The following is a 25,122-nucleotide window of genomic DNA, read 5'->3' as shown; positions in this document are numbered from 1 at the left end:
GAGGTTCCCGCTTTCGCGGGAATGACACCGCATTCTTGAACGCGTCCGGAGTGAACACTGCCCTGCGGGGAGGGAAGCGAGATAGGACTTAGTTGGGGTATGCTTCCGCATACACGATACCCTCGGTTCATATGCCCCGAAACCTACTCGGCGGGTGTGCCAGACCAGTCATGCTGCGCACGTGGTTCGGGCAATAGTCGCCGGATCAGTGCCGCCATGGGATGCGGCCGCGTGGGGCTATGCTTGTCGCCCTCCCGGCGGCGCGCCGCCGCTATTTCGGTCTCCACATCGGGATGAACACAAGCCTCGCGGGTAATATTCTCGAAATGGAACGGTGCGGGAATCATCTTTCATCTCCCGGTTGGGGTTACTTCCAATTGTCGATCAGCACGTCATGGGGATGCGGCTGGCCCTTGCCCGTCTCGATCAGGGCCTTGAGGCTCATCAAAAAGCTTCCCCACTTGGTGCTGCAGTGGTGCATGAACTCCACCGGCTCCTTCCAGCCCATATGCTTGAACAGGACGATGGCGTAGTCGTCCTCCTGCTTAAGATCGAAACTGATCCTGGTACCGATCCACTCGGCCGGCCCGTCGATCACCTCCCAGAGCACCCGCTTGCCCGGGTCAAGCTCGAGCACCTTCATGTCGAAGCCGCCCGAGGCGCCGAAGCGGAACCGCAATTCGCCCCCGATTTCGGTCTGCCCCTGCGTGTCGCTCGTCCACCAGCCGGCAAGGCCGTCAATAGTGTTGAGCGCCGCATAGGCTTCCTGGGTGGAAGCAGACTTGATACCAATCCTGTGCAGAATATCCGGCATTGCAATTCTCCTGTGCTTGGCCGTTTCGATGCGACGAGACTAGGATCGGAACGGCCAGGGGTGGGAGTTACAAGTGTGGCGGGATTTCAATGGACGCCCTGATCGCAGCCGCAGCGCGGGCGCTGGCGACCGGTGACGTCCTGGGCGCTCTGAACCGCGTGGCCCTGCGCGATGACGCCCCGGCGCTGGCCCTGCGCGGCATCGCCATGGCGCAATTGGGCGACTTTCCCCGCGCCAAAACACTGCTGAAAAGCGCGGCCCGCGCCTTCGGTCCCGGCGAAGCCATCGCTCGGGCCCGCTGCACTGTCGCCGAAGCCGAAATCGCCTTCGTATCACGCGATCTGGGGTGGCCCGAAGCCACTCTCGCCAAGGCCCGCACAACGCTTGAGGCTCGCGGCGACCACATCAATGCCACCCACGCCCTCCACCTCGAGGTGCGCCGCCTGCTGCTGCTCGGCCGCCTGGACGATGCCGAACGCCAACTGGGAGGGCTTGCTCAGCCGCCACTACCGCCCGCCCTCATCGCCGCCCACGAAATGATCATCGCCGGCATCGCCATGCGGCGCCTGCAGGCAGCCGCAGCACGTGCCGCCCTGGCCCGCGCGTATCTTGCCGCTCGCCAGTCAGGCATTGCAGCGCTCCTGGCCGAAGTCGACAACGCCTCCGCCATGCTGGACGCTCCAGCCGCCCGCCTGATTGCCCACAACGAGCAGCGCATCCTGCGCATCGATGAAATCGAAACCCTGCTGGCCTCGGATGCCCTGATCGTCGATGCCAGCCGCAATGTGGTGCGCGGCCCGCAGAGTGTGATTTCCCTTGCCACCCGCCCGGTGCTCTTCGCGCTGGCCCGCACGCTGGCTGAAGCCTGGCCGCACGACGTCGCCCGGGACGTGCTGCTCATCCGCGCCTTTGGCGCTCGGCATGCCGATGAATCCCACCGCGCCCGCCTGCGGGTCGAAATCGGCCGCCTGCGCGCCCTGCTCCGCCCCTCGGCCGGTGTGATCGCGACCAAAAACGGCTTCCTGCTAAAGCCGGCTCAAAAGCGCGATGTCATCCTGCTGGCGCCGCCCCTCGAAGAGCGCCACGCTGCAATCCTCGCTTTGCTTGCCGATGGCGAGGCCTGGTCCAGCTCCGCCCTGGCAATCGCGCTCGGCGCCAGTGCCCGCACCGTGCAGCGCGCGCTTGAAGAACTGGCAGCGGCCGGCAAAGTGCAATCGTTCGGCCGCGGCCGGGCGCTACGCTGGATCACGCCATCCATTCCCGGTTTCCCGACAATCTTGTTACTCCCAGGCCCGTTGCCCGGCGGTTAGGTTTGGCCAGGCACAACGCAATGAGACAGCATCATGAAAACCTCTACCGCCGAGATCCTGAGCGAGTACGGCCCCTATCCAGGCATCAATGACGTCAACGGCGTAACCTTTGACGGCCAAAACGTCTGGTTCGCCTCGGGTGACAAGATCAATGCCGTCGATCCCGATAGCGGCGCCCCGGTCCGCTCGATCGGCGCTGACGCCTATGCCGGAACCGCCTTCGATGGCCAGCATATCTTCCAGGTTGCCGAAAACCGCATCGACAAGATCGATCCTGCCACTGGCCGCGTCCTCGCCTCCATTCCGGCGCCGGGCGGCGGTCACGATTCCGGCCTGGCCTGGGCCGAAGGCACGCTCTGGGTTGGGGAATATCGCGGCCGCAAGATCCACCAGATCGATCCGGAAACCGGCACCGTCCTGCGCACGATCGAATCCAACCGCTTCGTCACCGGCGTCACCTGGGCCGATGGCGAGCTCTGGCACGCCACCTGGCAGGACGACAAAAGCGAGTTGCGCCACATCGACCGGCACACCGGCGAAGTGCTGGAAATCCTGGAAATGCCGGACGGAATGGGTGTTTCCGGCCTTGAATCCGACGGCGCCGACCGCTTCTTCTGCGGCGGCGGCAGCAGCGGCAAACTCCGCGCCGTCCGCCGTCCCGAACGCGCCAAGGTATCGGCCGGCTAGAATTCTACATCTATGGCGTCAGGCGAAGGCTTTCAGCCAACTGCCTGATCGCCAAAGTCGAGCCCTCGTCATCAAGCCCGGCATTATAGCTGCACCGCAGCATGGCCACGCCCTTAGCGTCTGGCCACAGCATCAGGTCGGCGGCCAGCGTACCGGCCTTGGCCTGCATCTGATAATGCGCCAGGACCCAATCGGCCCCGCCAAAAGGCACAATGGCCGGCCCATCGGACCGCTTGCCATCGACGATTTTTTCCGCCCCACTCAGCCCCGCGCGGTCGCTGGAAATCCGGGCCAGCAGGGAAAAATCCATCTGGCCCCACGGCACGATTGCCTCGTCGGCCATCTCTTCAATGGGAACCGGCTCACGGTTCGGCACAATCTCATGCACGCAAATCAACTGCGTCTGGGCGCAGGCCTCCCCGCAGGCATAGCGCATCGAGCCGTCAGGTTCGGCTTTCGCCTGCCAAAGGTCGGACACGGCCAATGCGGGAGCCGGCGCGCTCATCAGCGCACCCCCGACCACCATGAGCAAGACCCTGCTGAACACTACTTGCCCGAGCGTTTGATCGACTTGATCTGCAGCGGCGGCAGGCCGGACTTTTCCGAGATCGCCCGATCCTGCTCCATAATGGCGGAACGAGCCGGTTCGTCGCCATCCAGCCCACCCAGCAGATTGGCATCCACCTTGCGGTTGGAACGCTGGCTGCCGTCTTCATAGACGACATCGAACATCACGAATTCATTACGCGCGGTTGGCTTCTTGGCCATGATTGTAACTCCTGAAAGCAAACGCGCGGCCATCGCCGAATGGCGGGCCGCCCGTTGTAAAAACTGTTGTAGAGGCAGCGGCTAGCTGAAGATGCGCTCGCCCTGCTCGTCGATGATCTGCCGGCCCTTGTTGAAGGCCAGTGCCACCAGGTCATCCTTGGAACTCATGCGGTCGGCCCGCACGAAGCGGTAGGTCTTGAGCTCGCCGCCAACGCTCTTTTCGATGATCCCGGCCAGCTGCAATTCGCTGCCCGCCCGCATTTCGATAGCCTTGATCAGAAAGTCCTTATAGCCCTCTTCGCCCAGCACTTTGTCGCCGGCCGGCGCGCTCTCGCTGCTGCTGCCACCACCGAAAAGCTTCTTCAAAAACGACATAGTGGGCTCTCCCTATTCTTGTCTGTGGGTTGTGTAACCAACCCTAGCGCCTGCGCCGCACCGGCAAAGGCAATATCAACTCGCCGCGTTTTTCCATTTCCTCGCGCAGCCAGAGCGGGGAAATGTCGAAATGGTTCGGCCAGGTCGGCACGCCATTGGCCAGCTCGACCATGCCAAAAAACCGCCGCTCCCGCAAAGGCTCCGTCCCCTCGCCGCGCTCCCCGATCATGCTCGCCGCATCAAACGTGCCGCTCGACCCATCGGAAAAGCTCACCACCAGCTTGAACGGCACAATGGCGCGGATGGAGGTGACCTTGAGGCGGGGGGTGGTGCGTCCACTACCAAACTCACAGCACCCAGACGCCGTGCTTTTTAATCTCGTCATACATCGCGTCGGGCGCCAGATCGAGATTGCCTGGCCACGTCACCGCGCCATAGTCCACATGTGCCTTGGCGAAAATATCCCCATCGCGCAGGACAGCAAAAACGCCAGCGTCGTTCGCGTGTACCAGGTTAAACGCGTCCACGATGCCTGATACCCCGTCGACAAATGTCACTTCCAGCCGAAAATTGGGCAAGGCACGCACACTCGCGACCCGCCAGGGCACAGAGAATTTCGGAGCGCTTTCCTCTAGGCCAGCGGGTCGATTCTGTTCGGCATTTGACGAGATCGGCATAATTCCCAATCCTCTTCCAGCTCGGCGCGATGTTGGCTCGCCCATTCAATGACCAGGTTCATTGCCCGGCCCGGCAAATGTCCCCTCAGGACTGTAAGTCCCTCAAGGCCGATCACCGCTTCATCATCACCATATAGGGCATGAAAGTGCGGGGGAGCGTGGTCGTTCCAAAACATCTGGATGACGATGCCATAAAATCGCGAGATCGTTGGCATCGTCCTCGCGCCCTAATTATCCAAAAAGCTCCGCAGCTTGCGGCTCCTGCTGGGGTGCTTGAGCTTGCGCAGGGCTTTGGCCTCGATCTGGCGGATGCGTTCGCGGGTCACCGAGAACTGCTGGCCGACTTCCTCGAGCGTGTGATCGGTGTTCATGCCGATGCCGAAGCGCATGCGCAGCACGCGTTCCTCGCGCGGCGTCAGCGACGCCAGCACGCGGGTCGTGGTCTCGCGCAGATTGGACTGGATCGCCGCGTCGATCGGCTGGATCGCATTCACGTCCTGGATGAAATCGCCGAGGTTGGAATCTTCCTCGTCGCCGATGGGCGTTTCGAGCGAGATCGGCTCCTTGGCGATCTTGAGCACCTTGCGAACCTTGTCCAAGGGCATCTGCAGCTTCTCGCTGAGCTCCTCCGGCGTCGGCTCGCGACCGATTTCATGCAGCATCTGGCGGCTGGTCCGGACGATCTTGTTGATCGTCTCGATCATGTGCACCGGAATACGAATGGTGCGCGCCTGATCGGCGATCGAACGGGTGATCGCCTGGCGAATCCACCAGGTCGCATAGGTCGAGAACTTGTAGCCGCGGCGATATTCGAACTTATCGACGGCCTTCATCAGCCCGATATTGCCTTCCTGGATCAGATCGAGGAATTGGAGGCCGCGATTGGTGTACTTCTTGGCAATCGAGATCACAAGGCGAAGATTGGCTTCCACCATTTCCTTCTTGGCGATGGCAGCTTCGCGTTCGCCCTTTTGCACCTTGTGCACGATGCGGCGATATTCGCCGATATTGAGGCCCGCTTCGGTCGCCAGCGTCGCGACGTCACCACGGATTTCGTGGATCGTGTCGGCTTCGCGCTTGGCAAATTCCGCCCAGCCCTTGCCTTCGAAGCTGGCAAGCTCGGTTTCCCAGGCCGGGTTCACTTCCTGGCCGTAATAGTTCTCGAGGAACTTCTCGCGCTTGACGCCATAGCTTTCGGCCAGGCGCAGCAGGCGCCCTTCCAGCTTCACCAGGCGCTTGTTGATGTCGTAGAGCTGCTCGACCAGGTTTTCGATACGGCCGGCATTGAGCGACAGCGACTTGACGTCCGCAATCACTTCGCCGCGGAACGCCTCGATCTTCTTGCGGTCGGCATCGGACACCGTGGCGCTGCGGTCCTCGGCGTGGCGATCCTGGATTTCGCGCATCTGCCCATAGGCATTGGCGATACGATCGAACGTCTCCACCACCTGCGGCTTGAGCTCGGCTTCCATGGCCGACAGCGACAGCGCGTTCTCGAATTCGTCGTCTTCTTCCTCGACCGGGTCCTGCGGGGCCTGCGGCTCCTCGGGCACGTAATCGTCATCCTCGCCGGACGACGCGCGCTTGGGCGCCGGAGCCGGCTTGGGCTTTTCGGCCACCACTTCCGGCTTGGGCTGCAGATAAGCCTGCGACATATCGGGCGCCGCCTGCTTGGCATCGGGGCCGGCATAGGTGGCTTCGAGATCGATAATATCGCGCAGCAGGATTTCGCCCTGGGCGAGCTGTTCGCGCCAGATGATGATGGCCTGGAAGGTCAGTGGGCTCTCGCACAGGCCTTCGATCATGGTCTCGCGACCGGCCTCGATGCGCTTGGCGATGGCGATTTCGCCTTCGCGGCTGAGCAGTTCCACCGAGCCCATTTCGCGCAGATACATGCGCACCGGGTCATCGGTGCGGTCAGCGCCGGCCTTGGTGTTCGAGGTGGTGGAAACGGCCGTGCTGGAAGAGGAGGTGGCCACTTCCTGGCCTTGGTCTTCCTCGTCCTTTTCGACTTCGGTCTCTTCGACCTCGTCTTCATCCACGACATTGATGCCCATGTCCGAGAACATGGACATGAAGTCCTCGATCTGCTCGGAGGACACTTCCTCCGATGGCATGACCGCGTTCAGTTCTTCATAGGTGACGTAGCCGCGCTTCTTGGCGACCTTGATCAGCTTTTTTACGGCGGCATCGGAAAGGTCGAGTAGCGGGCTGTCGTTCGTCGCCTCTGGGGCGCCGGCTTCCGGCTTCTCGGTTTCCTTGGTGGTCTTGGTAGCTGCCTTGGTGGCCATCTGGTACTCCGTCGGGACCCGTCAGCGCCCGGGTTCCGCTAAGGCTTTAAGTGGTGACACCTCAAGGCAAGGTAAAGGTTTGGTAACCCAAGCGTTAACTTTCGCCTGAATACCCGGCTCGCGTCGAAAAATTTTGCGTAGTGCCATACGCAAAATCGCGCGAACTCGCCGGTTTTCAGAGTTGCCTCTAAAAACTGCGTGTCGCGCGCCCCGATAACGAGCCAAACCCTTCGATCAATGCCTCTGTGCCATCGACAGTCGTAATTTGGTTCTTGATGTCCCGCAGCCTTTCAAAGGTTTCTTCGCTCGGGTCTTCGCCCAGCGCCGCTTCGGCTGCCTTGAGTTCCCTATTTAGCTGAACTTTCTTGTTATGCAAGGCCAGCGCGTGACTCAATCCGATCTCGGTGTCTACTTGCGCGATCTCCGAAGAGATTTGCCACACCCCCTGGGCGCGCAATAATTCGGCCATCCGATCCAGCGCAGGTCCATGGCCCCGCACGCCTAATGCCGCTCCCAGGTCATCTGAAGATATGTCGTGATGGCGCACCACAAGGCTCAAAATCTCGCCCATCACTTTTTGCGCGGCAGGCGTGTCAAAATCCAGCGCCGCCAGGATTTCGAACTTGTCGTCGACCAATCCGGGATGATTGACCAGACTCAATATGATCGCCGCCTCGCGCGGCGTCGCATCCGGCCCCGCACCGGGCTTCAGCAGCCGCGAATTGCGCAACGTGTCCGACACGACCAGCCGCGGCGTGCCGCGCCCGGGATAGCCATAAGCCCCGCTCTGCCCATAATTGCGGCCCTGCCCATAGGCCGGCCGTCCACCACGCGGCTCGAACCGCCCCTGCCGCGACGGCGTGAAAAACGCCTTGAGTTTTTCGTCGAACGCCTGGGCATAGTGAAACCGCACCGAGCTGTCCTGGATCGAATTGGCCCGCTCGCGCAACCGCGCCTGCAAAGCCGCGCGTTCTTCGGGCGCCTCCGGCACGAGGCCACCCGTTTCCATGCTCCAGATCACGTCCGACAAGCTGCGCGCCCGGTCGATCACATCGGCAAAGGCCTGCCGCCCCTGCGCCTTGATCAGATCGTCGGGGTCCAGCCCCTCGGGCAAGGTCGCGATCTTGACCGTCTGCCCGGGTTTGAGATGCGGCATCACGATATCGGCTGCCCGCTCGGCGGCCTTGAGCCCCGCCTTGTCGCCGTCAAAGCACAGCACGGGCACATCGCTCATGCGCCACAGCAACTGCAGATGCTCCTCGGTCAGCGCCGTGCCGAGTGGCGCCACCGTGCCCTCAAACCCGGCCGACACCGCGGCGATCACGTCGAGATAGCCTTCGACAACGATCACCGTCTTGCCATCGCGCGCCGCCTGCCGCGCCGCCTGGCCATTATAGAGCGTCTGCCGCTTGTGAAAAAGCTCAGTCTCGGGCGAGTTCAAGTACTTCGCCGGCACATCGGCCGACAGCGCCCGCCCGCCAAACGCGATCACCCGGCCGCGGAAATCCATGATCGGGAACATCACGCGATTGCGGAACCGGTCATAGGGCAGCGGATCGCCCTCACGCGTCGCCACCATGCCGGTGTCGATCATGTCCTGCGCCGATACGCCATTGGCCGCCAGATGTTCCTTGAGTCCATTGCGGCTATCGGGCGCAAAGCCGATGCGGAACCGCGTCTGGCTCTGCGCCGAGACGCCGCGCTCGAGCAGATAGCCCCGCGCCCGCGCGCCGATATTATGCGCCAGCGCCGCCTCGAAATATTTCGTGGCCAGCTCCATCACATCGGTCAGGCTCTTGCGCTCGGCCTCGCGCTTTTCCTGCCGTTCGTCGCGCGCCGGCATGGGCACCCCGGCCATTCCGGCCAGCTTTTCTACCGCCTCAGGAAAGCTCATCCCGGCCTTTTCGATCAAAAACCGGAAATGATCGCCCGAAACCCCACAGCCAAAGCAATGATAGATGCCGCGCCGGTCATCGGCATGAAAACTGGGGCTCTTCTCGCCATGGAACGGGCAACAGGCCCACATGTCCCCCTTGCCCGGCTGGCTCTTGCGCTTGTCCCACATGACATGCTCGCCCACCACCTGCGTAATCGGCAGGCGCTGACGGATCTCATCGAGGAACTGATCGGAAAAGCGCATCAGGAGTAAGTAGGCATTTCCTCACGCCAAGTCATCCCACCGGTCCGGCTTATCCCCCTTATCCACGCGCCGGACGAAGACCCATAGCCGTTCCCGAACTAATATCCCCGCATCACCAGCCGCACGCTTTTGCCACCTTGAACATTGACCCGTTCGAGGATGGGAAACTGGTTGAACGACACCTCGCTGGGCAGGTGGATCATCGCGACGACGTAATATTCCCCGTCCGCCACATGGTCAAAACTGAACGACCCGCCCGAGCTGGCAACAGTCTTGCGCATATATTGCTCATAAAGCGGATCGGCGTCAGGCACCCGCACACCCCAGCGCAACTGGTTGCGATTGCCGTACAGCGCCACGATGCGCTCGTCCGCATAGGCCGTCCGCGGAATGAGGAACACATCCGTGCCCACGGCGCGCAATAGCTTGCCATTGTTACGACGCACAAAGGCTTGTCCGCTGACTTTGGCCCGCCCGCTGGCATTGATGAATGAAGCGGCCTGAGCATCGAACGAAGCCATCAATACCACTGGCGCACGGGCCGCGACGCAGCCGGAAACGACTGCGATGACAACCAGCATAGTAGCCAGGCGAACCAAAGCACGACGCCAACCCAATCCGACCATGATCCCCGCCCCGCTACATGTTCACGTTATGTACTCATGACATGTCAACCGAGTCAAGTGAGGCACGACGACGCGAGCCGAGTTCGATATCATGCACCGGATCGCACCCAATCAGACCTTCGGACCACCCCTTGGCCCCCAATAACAAATTCCCGCTCCGCACCCTGCTCGCCCTCACCACCATCCCCGCCCTGCTGGTCGGCGGCCTGCTCTGGTATGCGTCAAGCCTGCTGCCCTCCTGCCAAACGACCCAGCACGCCCGCCTGCCCTCCCCCGACAGCGCCTTTGATCTGGTCATCTTCTCCCGCGACTGCGGCGCCACCACCGGCGCCAATACCCAGGCCGCGCTCATCCCCAATGGCGATAGTCTGCCCGACGATGCCGCCAGCTTCCCCTCCATCGGCGCCAGCGCTGACCTCGCCCCACGCTGGACTGGCCCCACCAGCATCACCCTCACCATTCCGCCCGCTGCGCAGATCTACCGCCGGGACGACAGCGTTGCCGGCATTGCCGTGATCTATCGCTGAGCGGCAACCGCAAGCCGCCGGCCACGTTGAGCTGGCATGACCGCGACCATCGCCGAAACCATCACCAAGCCGCTCCCCAAGAATTATCGCCGCCGCTGGCGCCGCGTCATCTGGCGCACCATCAAGTCCATGACCCAGATGGACACCTCGATGCGCTGCGCTGGCGTCGCCTATTTTGGCTTCCTGTCGCTGTTCCCCGCCGTCGCCACCCTGGTGCTGCTGATTGGCCTGTTCGCCCAGCCGGTCTTCCTCGCCAACATGGTCGATCGCCTCGAGGGGTTAATCCCCGAGGTCGCCTTGCAGGTCTTGGCCGGCCAATTGGTCGTATTGCTGGAACAGCCACGCGCCGGCCTGGGCCTGGGCCTGTTGCTCTCGCTCAGCATCGCCATCTGGAGCGGCTCACGCGGCGTGGCCGCCTTGATGTTCGCCACCTCCCGCGCCCGTGCCGAGCCGGAAAAGCGTGGCCTCGTCGCCACCATCGCCATCTCCATGCTCACCACATTGCTGGCCGGCGTGGCCATGATCGTCGTGCTGGCGCTGGTCGCCATCGTGCCGGCGGTATTCGGCGCGCTGCCCTGGCTGGGCACAAATCAAATGCTGCTGCTCTTGCTGCGCTGGCCGGTGCTGCTGGTCTTCGGCGTGCTGCTGATCGCCGCTTTTTACCGCTTCGCGCCCGATCGGCGCGCCAAGCGGGGCCGCTGGATTTGGCCCGGCGCCATCATCGCCACCCTGCTCTGGCTCGCCGTCTGCGCGCTCTTCTCGTTCTATGTCGAACGCATCGGCAATTTCGAAGCCAGCTTCGGCTCGCTGGCCACCGCCATCGTGCTGCTGCTCTGGATGTATAATTCCGCGCTCATCGTCGTGCTCGGCGCTACCATCAACGCCGAGCTGGAACGCGAAACCCTGGCCGAACGGGCTCTGGCCCGTTAGGGCCTAGGCCGTCTTACTCCGCTGATACAACCGCCACGCCCAGCCAAACAGGCCAAACGAGAAGAACACCAGCAAGACCCCGCCCAGGATCACTCCGATCGAGGCGCTGAGCAGCGGGAAAAACAGGAAGACCAACCCGAGCAGCACATAGGACGCGCCCGACAGCACCACCGGCCAGATCCGCGCATAAAGCTCGCGCTCCCGCGTCACCACCACGATCTGCATCACGCCCACCACCAGCGCGGCGATGCCCACCAGCGTCGACATGAAGGTCACGGTCAGAATAGTCGCAATCAGCGGGCTGATCAGGATCAGCACGCCCAGGATCAGCGACAGCGCATTGGCCGCCACGTCAAACCAGTAATTGCCGCTCTTGCCGCCGCCAAAGGTCAGGCTCCATAGCCCCAGCGCGCCATCGATGATCAACAAAATACCGCCCGCCAGCACCAGCACGGTCAGTGCCTGCGCCGGCCAGATGATCGCATAAAGCCCCGCCAGCAGCATGAGCAAGCCACGCAGGCCCGTCGCAAAGGCAAACCGTCTTTTCGTATCAGCCGAAACCGTCATCGCAACCTCCAACCAGCGGACTCGCCCGCCTTGTCCCACCGGAAGTCTAGCGCGATCATCAGGTTACGACTAGCTACCATCCCTTAGCCAACAAGCCGGGCCTCCAATGGCGCGTCCTGCCGATATCCCGCGAAATAATGCCCGCCATGCCGCGCCAATTCCGCATCGGTCAGGGTAAGCAATGGGGCGCTGTTCCCCGCAAAGGCCTGCTCAAAGGCCCGGTCGAAGGCCTCAGCCAGCCCGACATCGAGCTGGCCCAGGAGCCGCGGCGCCCATTTGCCATTGCCCGTCCATGCGCCGCGTCCAAGCAGCATCAGATCGGCCAACTGTTGGTATAAATGCGTGGCAATCGCCCGGATTTCGGCCGCGGGCCGGTCCCCGCGCAAATCGTCCGCCAGGTCGCTCACCAGATATCGCATTCGGTCATAGCCCGCCCCCGCCAGCGGCGTGGGCCCGCGGGCAAGGATAGCGGCGGCCTCCGTCTGAATGACCCGCGCCAGATTACCGTCAGCACCAATGATCCTCCCCGTGGCCACCGTATGCGCCATGATGGGACGGCCGTTTTTCACGTCCTGCTCGAAAAAGTAGGCGAGCGTCTGCCGATCATGCACAAAGGCTTCCACCGGAAACTCATCCTCCACGAAGGATTCCCGCCACGCCCTTTCGAGCCGGGGAAACACCACGACCAGGTCGATATCGGAGGCAAGCGTGCCTGCTCCGCGCATGATCGAGCCGGATACGAAAGCCAGGGCGGCGCCGGCAAAACGGCTCGTCAGGGACTTGCGTGCGGCTACAAGGGCACGCTCGGCAATGCTGCTTGGATCATTTTTGGACATAGTCGCATCCTCAAAAAAGCGGATACGTCCGGGCACAAAAAACCCCGCTCGTATCCGGCGGGGTTGGTTCGAAGTCTATGAACAGGAATTAGTTCATGCGCCGACCAGCCACCGCGGATGGGTGGTGGTGGAAGCGGTTGCGCTGCGCGAAATCTTGTTCATGAGAACAAAGCTACCGCGCAACGGCTAAACCGTCAATTTCCATGCTTCCGGCCACAAAAACTAAACCCCATCCCGCATTTTGTCGGTTGCCCAGGCGCCAGGCCTGTGGTTTCTGCCCAGCTCAATCGAGGCCCGCTGCGGCGGTTTTTGTCATGTCCCTACCCCTTATTGCCCTGTTCCTTGCCGCTTTCGCATTCGGCACGGCCGAATTCGTCATTGCCGGCGTCTTGCCCGAAGTAGCGAGCGGCCTGGGCGTCACCATTCCCATCGCCGGCTATCTGGTCACCGGTTACGCCATCGGCATCGCCATTGGCGGCCCGCTCCTGGCCGTCGCCACCAAGAAACTCTCGCGCAAAACGCTGATCATCCTGCTCGGCAGCGTCTTTACGCTGGGCCAGACGCTCTGCGCCATCGCGCCCAGTTTCGAGCTACTGATGGTGGCGCGTGTGCTGGTCTCGGTCGTGCACGGCACCTATTTCGGCATCGCCGCCATCGTCGCGGTCAATCTCGTGTCCGATGACAAGCGCGGCTTTGCCGTGGCGCTGATCCTCTCCGGCCTCACTGTGTCCAACATCCTGGGCGTACCCGGCGGCACCGCCATCGGCAATGCCTTTGGCTGGCGCGCCACCTTCTGGGCCGTCGGCGCGCTGGGCCTCATCGCCACCGTAGTCACTGCGCTCTTCCTGCCTGCCAAAGCCGGCAACACCGCCACCAGCGGCAGTTTCCTGCGCGAATTCAAGGCGCTGGGCCGCCAGCAGATCATCACCTCCCTGCTCATCGTCATCCTAGTGATGATCGGCCAATATAGCCTTTTCACCTATATTGCCCCGCTCCTGCTCGAGGTCACCGGGCTCGATCAGGCGGTGCTGCCCTGGGTGCTGCTGCTCTATGGCGTGGGTTCCACCATTGGCGTGTTCATCGGCGGGCGCCTCGCCGATTGGAAGCTGATGCCCTCGCTCATCGTCATCCTGGGCCTGCAGGCGGCCATGTTCACCACGCTGCATTTCGTCAGCCCCTTTCCCATCGTCATGGCCATTGCCGTCATCGCCTGGGGCGGGGTGAACTTCGCCTTCGGCTCTCCGGTGCAGTCGCGCGTGCTCGCCTGGGCCGCCGACGCGCCCAATCTGGCCTCGGCGCTCATTCCCACCGGCTTCAATATCGGCATCGCCATTGCCGCCATACTGGGCGCCACCCTGCTCGAAAACGGCTTCGGCTATCAGAACCTGCCGCTGATCGGCACCGTCGCCCTGCTATTGGCCGTCCTTGTCGCCGTCTTTTCCTATGCCTGGGAACTGCGCACCGGCGCCACCCCGCCGGTTCCAGCGGGGGCCTGACCGATGCGAACATCCGCAACAGTTCTGGGCGTCTGCGTGGCCGGAATGATGGCGCCTGCCATGGGGCAGGAGCAAGCCGGCTGGGTCGAGCAGAAATGCCGCGCCTATGAGGCGGCCTGGGCACAGGCTTTGGAGACCCATGGCAGCGAGCAGATGAACTACGCCTTCATTGCCGGCAACGAGAATTTCATTGCCGGCGGCTGCACCACGCCGGCCGACATCTGCCCGCGCTCAAATCAGGAAATCGAGATTGCCAACGCGCTGACCCTCGCCCTGATGAATGCCGGCACGGCCAGCACGTTCCTGCCCTTCAAATGTCCCGCCCCACCATCGGGCGCCGGCGCCTGGCAAGGCCCCGGCCTCTAGGACCGATAACCCTCTGGTGACCATACCTTAATCCTGTCGGCGGCATAGTCGCGCCAAACCGGTACAAGTGGCCGGACGGTTTGGGACGCGTCGATGATTCTCGATCAGATTTCTTTCCTGACGGCCATCGGCTTTTCCAGCGCGGCGCTCACAGTCACCCTGCTGGTCAGCTGGATGGTGTCGCGCAAGGACGGCTATTTGCTGAGCTGGTCCATCGGCATGGCCCTAATCGTCTTCGGCGTCATCGCCTATAGCATGCTCGACCAATACGTGCCGGCCGTGCAGCTCATGTCCTTTGCCCTGCTCATGGCGGGCTTCACTTTCATCTATGCCGGCGCCGTCCAGTTCCGCACCGGCACGATTTCCATCCCCAAAGTCTTCGCCTTGGGCTCGTCCACCATCGGCGTCACCAGCATCATCTTTGCGCTGAACTATTCCGGCATCGCCACCGCCACTGCCAATTTCGGCATTGCCCAGCTTCTGGCGCTGGCCGCCTATGAATATTGGCTGGGTCGCAAGGAAGCGCCCTTGCCGCTGGCCCTCAATGCAGCGCTCTACGCGATCAGCGCTTTGTCCTTCGCGCTCTGCGGCCTGGTGCTGCTGGTCAATGGCCAGTTCGTGCTGATCGCCCGTCCGCAAAACTGGGCCGAGGACATCAATTCCATAGTAGCCATCGTCGGCCTCACCGGCATTGGCGCGTTGTCGCTGACGCTCAACCATTCCCGCGCGGCGCGCCAGCATCGCAGCGAGGCGATGACCGACGCGCTGACCGGCCTGCTCAACCGCCGCGCCCTGTTCGATGCTCATGGCACCAGCCGGCTCGAGCCGGGCGCCGCCGTCATCATGTTCGATCTCGATCACTTCAAAGCCATCAACGACCGTCTGGGCCACGCCGTGGGCGATTGCGTCTTGCAGGATTTCGCCGCCCTGATCCGCGACGGCATCCGCCCCACCGACGCTGCCGCCAGGCTGGGCGGCGAGGAATTCTGCGTGGTGCTGACCGGCCTGCCGCAACGCTCGGCCGCCGCCGTGGCCGAACGGATCCGCGCTGCGCAGGAACTGGCCGGCATCGCCATCGAAGCCACGGTCAGCGCCGGCGTTGCCATCAGCGGGGTCGATGGCGACACCTTCGAAACCCTGCTCCGCGACGCCGACGAAGCCCTCTACAAAGCCAAATCCGCCGGCCGCAACCGCATCCACGCCCCCGGCCCGAGATTGGTGGCGTAAGGGGCACTGCCCCCGCAACCACCATTCTCCCCCACCACGATGTCATTCCCGCGAAAGCGGGAACCTCCGTTTAGTATTCCCAAAGACCTGAGCTTGTCGAACCACGAGGTCGAGCGATTGGAGGCCAGGGTGCCACGACCTCGTCCTTCGACAAGCTCAGGATGAGGTCTACTGGGAGGACTTACTCATCACAGTAAAAGTCGCGGTCTCGGGAGCCCCCTAAACCGACAACGCCGCCTTCACCTTCCCACTGGCCCGGCCAAAATCGATCCGCCCCGGATAATCCGCCTTCAACTGCGCAATCACCTTGCCCATATCTTTCGCGCCCACCGCCCCAGTCGTCGCGATCGCCGCCTGAATGGCCGCCTCCACTTCATCCTCGCTCAACCCCTTGGGCAGGAACTCGTTGAGGATATCGATCTCTTCCTTTTCCACCGTCGCCAGATCCGCGCGTCCGGCCTGCGCATAAATGGCAAAGCTCTCTTCGCGCTGCTTCACCATCTTTTGTACGATGGACAGGATTTCCTCATTGGTCGCCGGCCCGCGATTCTCCTGCCGGATGGCAATATCCTTGTCCTTGATCGCCGCATTGATGGCGCGCAGTGTCGCCGTCCGCCGCAGATCGCGCGCCTTGAGAGCGGTCTTAAGTCCTTCGCTGATCTCTTCGCGCATGGGTTTTGTTCCTCTTGCTATGCGTTTTTCGTGGTCCATATAGGCACAATAAGCGCCTCGCGCCACTTGCGCTGCCGCGCTTGGGCTTCTAATACGAGGCCTCAATCGACATCATTAAGCGCAGCCCGGAAAAGTTACCCAACTTTGGCGGATGTCCCGCGCGACCACGAAACTTACCTTGGAGGCCCACCGTGACCGGCTGGCAGCAATCCCCCGCGACCGCACTTTTGATCCTGGCAGACGGAACGCGTCTGGAAGGCCGCGGTATCGGCGCTGTCGGCCACGCCGCCGGCGAAGTCTGCTTCAACACCGCCATGACGGGCTACCAGGAAGTTCTGACCGACCCCTCCTATGCCGGCCAGATCATCACCTTCACCTTCCCCCATATCGGCAATGTCGGCACCAATGACGAAGACATCGAGACGGTCAACATGGCCGCTCTATCCGGTGTCCGCGGCGTCGTGCTCAAGGCCGACATCACCAATCCGTCCAATTACCGCGCCGCCGAAAAGCTCGACGCCTGGCTCAAGAAGCGCAACATCATCGGCATTACCGGCATCGACACCCGTGCCCTGACCGCCCAGATCCGCGAACATGGCATGCCCAATGGCGTCATCGCCCATGCCGAGGACGGCTATTTCGACGAACCCTCCATCCTGGCCGAACTCAATGCCTTCCCCGGCCTTGAAGGCCTCGACCTCGCCAAGGAAGTCACCACCGCCCAGACCTACCACTGGGACCAGACCGGCTGGAAATGGAACGAGGGCTACGGCAAGCTCGACAAGCCCGATTTCCACGTCGTCGCCATCGATTACGGCGCCAAGCGCAATATCCTGCGGTGCCTCGCCGATCAGGGCGCCCGCGTCACCGTCGTTCCGGCCACCGCCACCGCGGCCGATGTGCTCTCGCACAATCCCGATGGCATTTTCCTGTCCAACGGCCCCGGCGATCCGGCCGCGACCGGCAAATATGCCGTTCCCACCATCCAGAAGCTGATGGAAACCGGCAAGCCGGTCTTCGGCATCTGCCTGGGCCATCAGCTGCTCGGCCTGGCCCTGGGGGGCACCACCTCCAAGATGCATCAGGGCCACCACGGCGCCAATCACCCGGTCAAGGACCTGACCACCGGCAAGGTCGAGATCACCTCGATGAACCATGGCTTTGCCGTCGACAAAGCCAGCCTGCCCGCGGGCGTCACCGAGACCCATATCTCGCTGTTCGACCAGTCCAATGCCGGTCTTTCGGTCGATGGCAAGCCCATCTTCTCGGTGCAATACCACCCCGAAGCCAGCCCCGGCCCCCGCGACAGCCACTACCTCTTCACGCGCTTCCTCAACCACGTCCGCGCGCAAAAGGGCCTGGAACAGCAGCCGGAATTCCCGCAAACTGCCGCCTGATTTCGTCACGGAGAACGACCCATGCGCGCCGCTCGTTTTGCGACCTTCGGCGGTCCTGAAGTCCTCTCTATCGACGACATCCCCACGCCCGAGCCCGCCTCGGGCGAGGTGCGCGTAAAGGTCAAGGTGGCTGCCATCCAGCCTTTTGACCGCCGTGCCCGCATCGGCGACATTCCCATTCCGCCCGGCATGAGCCTGCCGCTCACCACCGGCAATGAATTCGCTGGCGTGGTCGATGCCCTCGGCCCAGACACCACCGGCTTTGCCATTGGCGACCGCGTCGCCGGCCGCCGCACCTTTGGCGCGGTTGCCGATTACATCACCGTCGCCGCCACCGACATTGCCCTTATCCCCGCCGAACTCGGCTTTGCCGAAGCCGCCACCATGGGCGGCACCGCCCAGACGGCCGATGCCGCAATGGATGCGCTGGCGATCGGCCCCGGCGATATCTTCCTGATCAATGGCGCAGCCGGCGGCGTTGGCTCCTTTGCCGGCCAACTCGCCCGCCTGCGCGGCGCCACCGTAATCGGCACGGCAAGCCCCGCCAATCAGGATTACCTGCGTTCGCTCGGCATGATCGCCCTGCCCTATGGCGAGGGCCTCGCGCAGCGCCTCGCCGCAGCCGCGCCCAATGGCGTCACCGCCGTGCTCGATTGCGCCGGCGGGGAAGCGCTCGATCTCTCCATGACGCTGGGCGCACCCCTCGATCGGATCACCTCGATTGCCGATCCGCGCGCCAAGGCCTTGGGCATTCGCGGCATCGAGGGCACCCGCAGCGGCGCCCGCATCGCCAAGCTATTCGCCCTCGCCGCCGCCGGCCAGCTCAAGCCCCAGGTCCGCCGCACCTATCCGATGGAGCAGATCGTGGACGCCCATAACGAGCTCGAAACCGGCCACGGCCACGGCAAGATCGTCATCGCGATCAGCTAGGGGCTTGCGCCCTACACATTCCCCGAGAACGTATCGCAATCGCTCGGATTGCCCGACTGATATCCCCGCTCGAACCACGTCTTGCGCTGCGCCGACGTGCCATGGTTGAACGTCTTGGGCACGGCAAAGCCCTGCATGCGCTTTTGCAGCGTGTCGTCGCCGATCTGGTCGGCCGCGTTCAGCGCTTCCTCGAAATCGCCCTGCTCCACGATATTCTGCTGCCCGGCATAATTGGCCCACACCCCGGCATAGCAATCGGCCTGCAATTCGATACGGATCGAATAGGCATTGGCGTCGGTCTGGCTCATGCTCTGCCGGCGGCGGTTGAACTCGGGCAGCACCCCGGTAATGTTCTGGATATGGTGGCCCACTTCATGGGCCAGCACATAGGCCTGCGCGAAATCGCCCGGCGCGCCGAACTGGTCACGCAGCTGGTCGTAGAAGCTCAGGTCGATATAGACCTTGCGGTCCTCCGGGCAATAAAACGGCCCGGTCCGCGCATCGGCGCCGCCACAGGCCGTATTGACCTGGCCCGTAAACAGCACCACGGCGGGCGCTGGATATTGCTGGTTGGACGCGGCGAACACTTCGGTCCACAAATCCTCGGTTTCCTTGACCACCACGCCGACAAAGTCGCGCAGATCGTCTTCCTGCCCGCTAGTGGGCAGCGACGACGAAGATGGCGCCGCCGATTGCGTCGGCACGCCCGAGCTGCCGCCGGTCAGAATGTCGATCGGGTTCTGCCCCGTGGCAAACCAGATAATCCCCAGAATGACCACAATGCCGATCACCCCGCCAATGCCGCCGCCCGAACGCCCGCCGGTGGGAATACGAATACCACCGCCACCCCGGCCAAACGGGCTGCCGCCCATCCGCCCGCCCAGGCCGCCCCCGCCCTGCCCGCGCCGATCCTCGATATTGGAGCTCTGCTGCCTGCCACGCCATTTCATGGGGATGATCCTTGTGCTCGGTAATGACCGCCCGGACATAAGCCATAGCCCGCCTTGCCGGTTCCGCGCCAGAGTAATTGAATTCTGACGGCATCTGAGCCGGGGACGGAGGAACTGACCGTCGCTCTCAGTTGAGCAGTCGCATCAACCCAAGGGCAGGAGCCTCGGATAATCGGTGTAACCCTCCGGACCTTCGCCGTAGAACGTGTCCTTGTCCGGTGTGTTCAAAGGCAGCCCCTGCCGAAGACGTTCTGCAAGATCGGGGGTGGCGATGTAGTCGCGCCCATAGGCCAGCGCGTCAGCAATGCCGGCCTCGATAAACCGCTCGCCATCTTGCTGCGACATCAATTCGTTGGCTATGACCGGGCCGCCAAACCGGCGCTTGATCTCACCCAGCAGGCTGTCTTCGGCCTCAATCTCACGCACGAAAATGAACGCAATTTCCCGCTTGGCGAGTTCGTCGGCGACATAGCCGAAGATCGCCCTGGGATTGCTGTCACCCATATCGTGTTCCTCGCCACGGGGCCGTAGATGCACGCCGACGCGATCGGCACCCCAAACCGCAATCACCGCATCCACGATTTCGAGGAGGAACCTGGCGCGGTTCTCCACCGAACCGCCATATCGATCGGTCCGCTTGTTGGTCTTGTCCTGCAGGAACTGGTCGATGAGATAGCCATTGGCCGCATGCAGTTCGACCCCGTCGAACCCGGCCGCTTTCGCCCGCTCGGCACCGCGTCGGAAATCATCGACAATGCCGCCAATTTCCTCGGTTTCCAGTGCACGTGGAACGGGATGCGGCCGCTTCGGCCGTAACGATGAGACATGACCGGCGGCCGCGATCGCGCTGGGTGCCACCGGCAGCTGGCCCTTGAGGAGTTCAGGGTCGGAGATGCGGCCAACGTGCCACAATTGCAGGAACATGCGACCACCGGCTTCGTGGACCGCCTGGGTGACGTGTTTCCAGCCTTCCATTTGGGCATCGTTCCAGATGCCAGGCGTACCCCAATAGCCGACGCCCTGTGGGGATACCGAAGTCGCTTCGCTCAGGATCAAACCGGCCCCCGCCCGCTGCCGATAATATTCCGCCATCATGGCGTTCGGAACGCGCTCGACGCCGGCCCGCTTGCGGGTGAGCGGCGCCATGATGATGCGGTTCGGCAGGGTGAGGGCACCAAGCTTTAACGGGTCGAACAAACGGGACATCTGCAACTCCTGGGATTGAGAGCACATATGGCCGCGCGAAGCTCCGGAGACAATTGCGCTTCAGATCGTCAGATCGTAGACTTGAGGATGTCAATCGAGGCGCTGCAGATGGCTCTCACCAACACTTTCGCTGGCGTCGAAATCTTCATCAATGCGGTAAAATCCGGCTCGTTCACTGCGGCGGCTGCCCGGTTGGGCATTACCAAGTCGGCGACCGCCAAATCGGTAGCGCAGCTGGAAAGCCGACTTGGCGTCAAGCTGCTGCATCGCACCACGCGGCGGCTGTCGCTGACGCCGGAAGGCGCTGCCTATCTCCAGCAAGCCGAGGCCGCCATTGATCAGCTGCGGTCAGCGGAGGATTTTGCCCGCTCGAGAGCAAGCACGGTGCGCGGTATACTCCGGGTGGACATGCCGGCGGCATTTGGCCGTCGGGTCGCCATGCCGATCCTGCTGGATATCCTGAGGGCCCATCCCGACCTGCGCCTGGCCGCGAGCTTTTCGGATCGGATCATCGATCCCGTGGAAGAAGGGGTAGATCTGTGCCTGCGGTTCGGAGAACTCCCGGATCGCGCCGATATCGCTGCCCGGCCGCTCGGATCGCAGCGCCTCCTGCTCTGTGCGGCGCCGAGCTATCTGGAAGCGTCTGGCATGCCGGTCGGTCTGAGTGACCTGCACCGTCACGCCTGCATTCTGGGGAGCCGGCCTGACCGGCCAGCCTCCTGGCGCTTTGTCGATGAGAAAAATCGCATCCTGTCCTTTGACCCGCCGGCCACGCATCAAGCCAGTGACGGTGAAGTCGTCATTGCAATGGCGCTGGCCGGCTTCGGCTTGTGTCAAATGCCCCAGTCATTGGTCCAGGCCAGTATCGAGCGGAATGAACTGGTCGTCGTGCTGCCCGATCACTGCCAGGTGCGATCCCCATTCAACGCCGTTTGGCCCGCAACCCGCGCCATGCTCCCCAGGGTCCGAATAGTGGTGGACGAACTGGTCCGGCGCGCCGGCGCGGGAGCGCTGTAAGGCCACCATCACCGCCAATTAGCGTCCGCCTCATCGCCCTCGCAAAAAACTTATCCCCGCCCCGTTGGACGCATGTCACTATCTCCCCATCCCGCCAGTCACCGGTCCCCACGCAGGGCCGGGCGGGGTGACCGTGGGATGGGGGCGCCTGTCCAGTGGGGTTGGAAACTCGGCAGCCGGACCTGCAAGAATGGTACCGCCTGAACCGGACCTGCACAAAAGCGGATCGTGACGGGCGGCCTTTGGCTCCCCTAGACTAAACTGGCTCGAGTCAAAGGCCGCCCGTTACCGTGCAACCGCGACGCCACAGGGCCGGGCGGCGTTTTCGGCTGTCCAGCAGCGGGCATTTGGCAACGGGCTTTGCTGACAATTGCCAGCCTCCAAACCACCCCCAAAAATTCCTCATCCACCCCACCGTCATAAATTGACCAACCGGTCAAAGTTTCCTAGCTTGGCCGCCGTCCTGTCATGGCAACGTCACCTGCCAGCGGCATGAGCGTACCTAGTAAATTCGCCGGACCACTCCGGCTGCGCGGGAGCCAGCAGCCCCCGAGCTGATTTCAGTTCATCAGTGAATGCCCAAGGGAGACGGATAATGAATTTCCTGCCAAGACTGTCGCGACGCACATTCCTCGCCGGTTCGGCGAGTCTGGGGGCCATGGCCGCGATGCATCCTTTTGCCACCAGTGCCCAGGCCAATCAGGCCCATCTGCGCATCATGGAAACCACCGACCTGCACGTCGCCGTGTTCGCCTATGATTATTATGCCGATGCCCCCAATGACACGATGGGCCTGGCGCGTACGGCCTCCATTATCGAAGCGATCCGCGCGGAAGCGGGCAATTCCATGCTGATCGACAATGGCGACATCATCCAGGGCAATCCGATGGGCGATTACATCGCCTATGAAAAGGGCCTGGACGGCAATGTGCACCCCATCATCGCCGCCATGAATACCCTGGGCTATGAAGCCGCCACCCTGGGCAATCACGAATTCAATTATGGCCTCGAATACCTCGACAAGGCCCTGGCCGGCGCCACCTTCCCCTTCGTTTCGGCCAATCTGGTCAAGGGTGAACTGGCCGCCGACGCGCTCAGCGACACCACCTATATCAAGCCCTATCTGATCGTCGAAAAACAGCTGGTCGACGGCTCTGGTGCCACCAAGACCATCAAGGTCGGCCTGATCGGCTTCCTGCCGCCCCAGATCATGACCTGGGACGCTACCCACCTCACCGGCAAGGTCAGCACCCGCGATATCGTTGAAACCGCGACCGCCTATGTGCCCAAGATGAAGCAGGAAGGCGCCGATATCATCATCGCCCTCTCCCATTCCGGCATCGCCCCCGACCAGACCAATGGCGCCGAAAACGCCTCGCTCCAGCTCGCTGCCATTGACGGCATCGACGTCGTCCTCACCGGCCACCAGCATCTGGTCTTCCCCGGCCCCGATTATGAAGGCGTCGAAGGCGCTGATATCACCGCCGGCACCCTCAACGGCAAGCCTGCCGTCATGGCCGGCTTCTGGGGCAGCCATATGGGCCTGATCGATCTGCTGCTCGAGCAGGACGCCGACGGCAAATGGACCATCGCCTCCCACACCTCCGAAGCCCGCCCGATTTCCGAGCGCGTCGAGGGCAAGGTCCACGCTTTGGTCGAAAACGAAGCCGAAGTCTCCGCCGCCGCCCAGGCCGATCACGACGAAACCCTCGAATATATCCGCCGCCCGGTCGGGGAAACCGCCGCTCCGCTCTATTCCTACTTCGCTCTCGTGGCCGATGATCCGTCCGTCCAGGTCGTGAGCCAGGCCCAGACCTGGTATATCGAGCAGATGATGAAGGGCACCGAATGGGAAAGCCTGCCGATCCTGTCGGCCGCTGCCCCCTTCAAGGCCGGCGGCCGTGGCGGCCCCGATTATTACACCGACGTCCCCGTCGGCCCCGTCGCCATCAAGAATGTGGCCGATCTCTACCTCTACCCCAACACTATCCAGGCCGTGGTCATCACCGGCGCCGATGTGAAGAACTGGCTCGAGCGCTCCGCCGGCATCTTCAACCAGATCGAGGCCGGCTCCACCGATGCCGAACTGATCAATCCCGATTTCCCGTCCTACAATTTCGACGTGATTGACGGCGTCACCTATAAGATCGACCTGACCCAGCCCTCCCGCTTCTCCTCCGACGGCAAGGCCGAGCCCAACCCGGACGCCAGCCGCATCGTCGAGCTGATGTATGACGGCAAGCCGATCGATCCGGCTCAGAAGTTCGTCGTCGCCACCAACAATTACCGCGCCGGCGGCGGCGGCACCTTCCCCGGCATCGGCCCCGACGTGATCGTGTTCAAGGGTCCCGATACCAATCGCGACATCATCGTCCGCTATATCGTGGAAAACGGCACCATCGACCCCAAGGCCGATAGCAATTGGTCGCTCGCCCCCATCCCCGGCACCAGCGTCCTCTTCGCCACCGGCCCCAAAGCCGCCAACTATGTCGACGACGTCACCGCGATAAAAATCGAAGCCACCGGCAACACCAATTCCGACGGCTTCGGCATCTACCGCATCACGCTCTGATCCGATCCGAAAGGCCGGTCGCCAAGACCGGTCTTTCTTCTTACCGGAGCCGCGTTTCAGTAGACCTCATGGTGAGCTTGTCGAACCACGAGGTCGTGGCACCAGCACCCCCACCAGGTCGATAAGTTATCCCCTCCGTCCTCACGGGGCCATAAGATGCCCACAAAGGGGGAGCGATGCCACCAATTCTCAAAACACCAAACCTGACCTTGCGGCCGGCGACTCCCGCAAGGCCCTCACTCAATCCCGTCCAGCCGCTCCCGCAGGCTCACCAGCTCGCGCCGCAGCGCATCGGCGCCGTCCATACTGAGCCCGCTCGCCTTGCCCACCGCCAGCGGGATGCTCTGCGCCTGCTCCCGCAGCGCCCGCCCCGCCTCGGTCAGCAAGACCCGCACCTGCCGCTCGTCCTCGGCATCGCGCCGCCGCTCGACCAGCCCGCGCGCCTCCAGCCGCTTGAGCAGCGGGGTGATCGTGCCCGAATCCAGCAACAGCCGTTCCCCCAGTGCCTTGACGGTCAGCCCGTCGCCTTCCCACAGCACCAGGAACACCAAATATTGCGGATAGGTCAGCCCCAGCGCATCCAGCCGCGGCTTGTAGAATCGCGTGAAAGCGTGCCCGGCCGCATAGACGGCAAAGCACAGCATCGAATCCAGCTTGAGCAGGTCCGGTTTCTCGGTCACGCCAGTCTCCATTCCACAACCATCGTTGCGAGTGTATCACGATAAATTAGATTGCGCAAAA

The 25,122-nt window shown here is 62.8% G+C and carries 28 protein-coding genes; 11 read left to right on the top strand and 17 right to left on the bottom strand.

All coding sequences use genetic code 11. The features are described 5' to 3' along the window. Positions 1-143 precede the first annotated feature (143 nt). Together N8A98_RS15530 and N8A98_RS15525 are read right to left on the bottom strand one after the other, a co-directional pair. Positions 144-347 carry a hypothetical protein gene (locus tag N8A98_RS15530; protein ID WP_262166606.1) on the bottom strand — a complete coding sequence of 68 codons (204 nt, stop codon included), beginning with the start codon at positions 345-347 and terminating at the stop codon, positions 144-146. 20 nt (positions 348-367) lie between these two features. Next, entirely contained in the window at positions 368-814 is a 447-nt protein-coding gene (locus tag N8A98_RS15525; protein WP_262166605.1) for an SRPBCC family protein, read from the bottom strand. 89 nt (positions 815-903) lie between these two features. Between N8A98_RS15525 and N8A98_RS15520 the strand changes: the two genes are divergently transcribed. Continuing rightward, positions 904-2,124, top strand: coding sequence for a helix-turn-helix domain-containing protein (locus N8A98_RS15520; protein WP_262166603.1), 1,221 nt, complete (start codon positions 904-906; stop codon positions 2,122-2,124). A gap of 33 nt (positions 2,125-2,157) precedes the next feature. Then, the gene (locus N8A98_RS15515) at positions 2,158-2,811 is read left to right on the top strand and encodes a Vgb family protein (protein WP_262166601.1); all 654 of its coding nucleotides are present in this window, start codon (positions 2,158-2,160) and stop codon (positions 2,809-2,811) included. Between the two features lie 10 nt (positions 2,812-2,821). Here the strand turns inward: N8A98_RS15515 and N8A98_RS15510 are convergent, their stop codons facing one another. The 9 genes from N8A98_RS15510 to N8A98_RS15470 all read right to left on the bottom strand — a co-directional run bounded on the left by N8A98_RS15510 (position 2,822) and on the right by N8A98_RS15470 (position 9,688). Further along, positions 2,822-3,316, bottom strand: coding sequence for a hypothetical protein (locus N8A98_RS15510; RefSeq protein ID WP_262166600.1), 495 nt, complete (start codon positions 3,314-3,316; stop codon positions 2,822-2,824). 41 nt (positions 3,317-3,357) lie between these two features. Further along, a complete protein-coding gene (locus N8A98_RS15505) occupies positions 3,358-3,579 on the bottom strand; it encodes a hypothetical protein (RefSeq protein ID WP_262166598.1) in 222 nt (73 codons plus the stop codon). Between the two features lie 81 nt (positions 3,580-3,660). Next, positions 3,661-3,954, bottom strand: coding sequence for an HlyU family transcriptional regulator (locus tag N8A98_RS15500; protein WP_113123400.1), 294 nt, complete (start codon positions 3,952-3,954; stop codon positions 3,661-3,663). Positions 3,955-3,997: 43 nt separating this feature from the next. Further along, the gene (locus N8A98_RS15495; RefSeq protein WP_262166596.1) at positions 3,998-4,339 is read right to left on the bottom strand and encodes a DUF2442 domain-containing protein; all 342 of its coding nucleotides are present in this window, start codon (positions 4,337-4,339) and stop codon (positions 3,998-4,000) included. Next, positions 4,302-4,631, bottom strand: a complete 330-nt coding sequence (locus N8A98_RS15490; protein WP_262166594.1) for a DUF2442 domain-containing protein — start codon at positions 4,629-4,631, stop codon at positions 4,302-4,304. The genes N8A98_RS15495 and N8A98_RS15490 overlap by 38 nt, the downstream gene beginning before the upstream one ends. After that, complete coding sequence (locus N8A98_RS15485) at positions 4,586-4,846, bottom strand: DUF4160 domain-containing protein (RefSeq protein WP_262166593.1); 261 nt, start codon at positions 4,844-4,846, stop codon at positions 4,586-4,588. Before N8A98_RS15485 ends, N8A98_RS15490 begins: the two co-directional genes overlap by 46 nt. Before the next feature lie 12 nt (positions 4,847-4,858). Continuing rightward, positions 4,859-6,922: an RNA polymerase sigma factor RpoD gene (gene rpoD, locus N8A98_RS15480; RefSeq protein WP_113123398.1), complete on the bottom strand. Its 2,064-nt coding sequence runs from the start codon at positions 6,920-6,922 to the stop codon at positions 4,859-4,861. A 187-nt stretch (positions 6,923-7,109) separates the two neighbouring features. Continuing rightward, positions 7,110-9,062 carry a DNA primase gene (gene dnaG / locus N8A98_RS15475; protein WP_262166590.1) on the bottom strand — a complete coding sequence of 651 codons (1,953 nt, stop codon included), beginning with the start codon at positions 9,060-9,062 and terminating at the stop codon, positions 7,110-7,112. Positions 9,063-9,160: 98 nt separating this feature from the next. Beyond that, positions 9,161-9,688, bottom strand: a complete 528-nt coding sequence (locus N8A98_RS15470) for a hypothetical protein (protein WP_262166589.1) — start codon at positions 9,686-9,688, stop codon at positions 9,161-9,163. A 131-nt stretch (positions 9,689-9,819) separates the two neighbouring features. On the opposite strand from N8A98_RS15470, the gene N8A98_RS15465 reads away from it, so the two are divergent. Together N8A98_RS15465 and N8A98_RS15460 are read left to right on the top strand one after the other, a co-directional pair. Further along, the gene (locus tag N8A98_RS15465; RefSeq protein ID WP_262166587.1) at positions 9,820-10,215 is read left to right on the top strand and encodes a hypothetical protein; all 396 of its coding nucleotides are present in this window, start codon (positions 9,820-9,822) and stop codon (positions 10,213-10,215) included. A 36-nt stretch (positions 10,216-10,251) separates the two neighbouring features. Beyond that, complete coding sequence (locus N8A98_RS15460; RefSeq protein ID WP_262166586.1) at positions 10,252-11,145, top strand: YihY/virulence factor BrkB family protein; 894 nt, start codon at positions 10,252-10,254, stop codon at positions 11,143-11,145. Positions 11,146-11,148: 3 nt separating this feature from the next. On the opposite strand, the gene N8A98_RS15455 is transcribed toward N8A98_RS15460, so the two are convergent. Both N8A98_RS15455 and N8A98_RS15450 read right to left on the bottom strand, forming a co-directional pair. Then, on the bottom strand, positions 11,149-11,712 hold the full coding sequence (locus N8A98_RS15455) for an HdeD family acid-resistance protein (protein WP_262166584.1): 564 nt from the start codon (positions 11,710-11,712) through the stop codon (positions 11,149-11,151). Between the two features lie 83 nt (positions 11,713-11,795). Beyond that, positions 11,796-12,548, bottom strand: a complete 753-nt coding sequence (locus tag N8A98_RS15450; protein WP_262166582.1) for a nucleotidyltransferase domain-containing protein — start codon at positions 12,546-12,548, stop codon at positions 11,796-11,798. 314 nt (positions 12,549-12,862) lie between these two features. On the opposite strand from N8A98_RS15450, the gene N8A98_RS15445 reads away from it, so the two are divergent. The 3 genes from N8A98_RS15445 (at position 12,863) to N8A98_RS15435 (ending at position 15,637) form a co-directional block, all read left to right on the top strand. Next, on the top strand, positions 12,863-14,044 hold the full coding sequence (locus tag N8A98_RS15445) for an MFS transporter (protein WP_262166581.1): 1,182 nt from the start codon (positions 12,863-12,865) through the stop codon (positions 14,042-14,044). 3 nt (positions 14,045-14,047) lie between these two features. Further along, positions 14,048-14,410, top strand: coding sequence for a hypothetical protein (locus N8A98_RS15440; protein WP_262166579.1), 363 nt, complete (start codon positions 14,048-14,050; stop codon positions 14,408-14,410). Between the two features lie 93 nt (positions 14,411-14,503). Next, positions 14,504-15,637 carry a GGDEF domain-containing protein gene (locus N8A98_RS15435; protein ID WP_262166578.1) on the top strand — a complete coding sequence of 378 codons (1,134 nt, stop codon included), beginning with the start codon at positions 14,504-14,506 and terminating at the stop codon, positions 15,635-15,637. A gap of 219 nt (positions 15,638-15,856) precedes the next feature. On the opposite strand, the gene N8A98_RS15430 is transcribed toward N8A98_RS15435, so the two are convergent. Continuing rightward, entirely contained in the window at positions 15,857-16,309 is a 453-nt protein-coding gene (locus N8A98_RS15430) for a GatB/YqeY domain-containing protein (protein WP_262166576.1), read from the bottom strand. Between the two features lie 191 nt (positions 16,310-16,500). Between N8A98_RS15430 and carA the strand changes: the two genes are divergently transcribed. Continuing rightward, positions 16,501-17,706: a glutamine-hydrolyzing carbamoyl-phosphate synthase small subunit gene (gene carA, locus N8A98_RS15425; RefSeq protein WP_113123388.1), complete on the top strand. Its 1,206-nt coding sequence runs from the start codon at positions 16,501-16,503 to the stop codon at positions 17,704-17,706. A 21-nt stretch (positions 17,707-17,727) separates the two neighbouring features. Further along, positions 17,728-18,636 carry an NADP-dependent oxidoreductase gene (locus N8A98_RS15420; protein ID WP_262166573.1) on the top strand — a complete coding sequence of 303 codons (909 nt, stop codon included), beginning with the start codon at positions 17,728-17,730 and terminating at the stop codon, positions 18,634-18,636. Positions 18,637-18,647: 11 nt separating this feature from the next. On the opposite strand, the gene ypfJ is transcribed toward N8A98_RS15420, so the two are convergent. Together ypfJ and N8A98_RS15410 are read right to left on the bottom strand one after the other, a co-directional pair. Further along, positions 18,648-19,586 carry a KPN_02809 family neutral zinc metallopeptidase gene (gene ypfJ, locus N8A98_RS15415; protein ID WP_262166571.1) on the bottom strand — a complete coding sequence of 313 codons (939 nt, stop codon included), beginning with the start codon at positions 19,584-19,586 and terminating at the stop codon, positions 18,648-18,650. A 144-nt stretch (positions 19,587-19,730) separates the two neighbouring features. Next, positions 19,731-20,792, bottom strand: a complete 1,062-nt coding sequence (locus N8A98_RS15410; RefSeq protein ID WP_315974482.1) for an alkene reductase — start codon at positions 20,790-20,792, stop codon at positions 19,731-19,733. Positions 20,793-20,900: 108 nt separating this feature from the next. Between N8A98_RS15410 and N8A98_RS15405 the strand changes: the two genes are divergently transcribed. After that, on the top strand, positions 20,901-21,809 hold the full coding sequence (locus N8A98_RS15405) for a LysR family transcriptional regulator (RefSeq protein WP_262166570.1): 909 nt from the start codon (positions 20,901-20,903) through the stop codon (positions 21,807-21,809). 595 nt (positions 21,810-22,404) lie between these two features. Then, positions 22,405-24,381, top strand: coding sequence for a bifunctional 2',3'-cyclic-nucleotide 2'-phosphodiesterase/3'-nucleotidase (locus tag N8A98_RS15400; protein ID WP_262166568.1), 1,977 nt, complete (start codon positions 22,405-22,407; stop codon positions 24,379-24,381). A gap of 236 nt (positions 24,382-24,617) precedes the next feature. Here N8A98_RS15400 and N8A98_RS15395 read toward each other — a convergent pair whose 3' ends face one another. After that, on the bottom strand, positions 24,618-25,073 hold the full coding sequence (locus tag N8A98_RS15395) for a MarR family winged helix-turn-helix transcriptional regulator (protein WP_390888775.1): 456 nt from the start codon (positions 25,071-25,073) through the stop codon (positions 24,618-24,620). Positions 25,074-25,122 lie beyond the last annotated feature (49 nt).

Origin of the sequence: Devosia neptuniae (assembly GCF_025452235.1) — a bacterium.
In the GTDB taxonomy this organism is placed as follows: Bacteria; Pseudomonadota; Alphaproteobacteria; order Rhizobiales; family Devosiaceae; genus Devosia.
The sequence above is the reverse complement of the archived record's forward strand: the minus strand, read 5'-3'. Positions and strand labels throughout refer to the sequence as shown.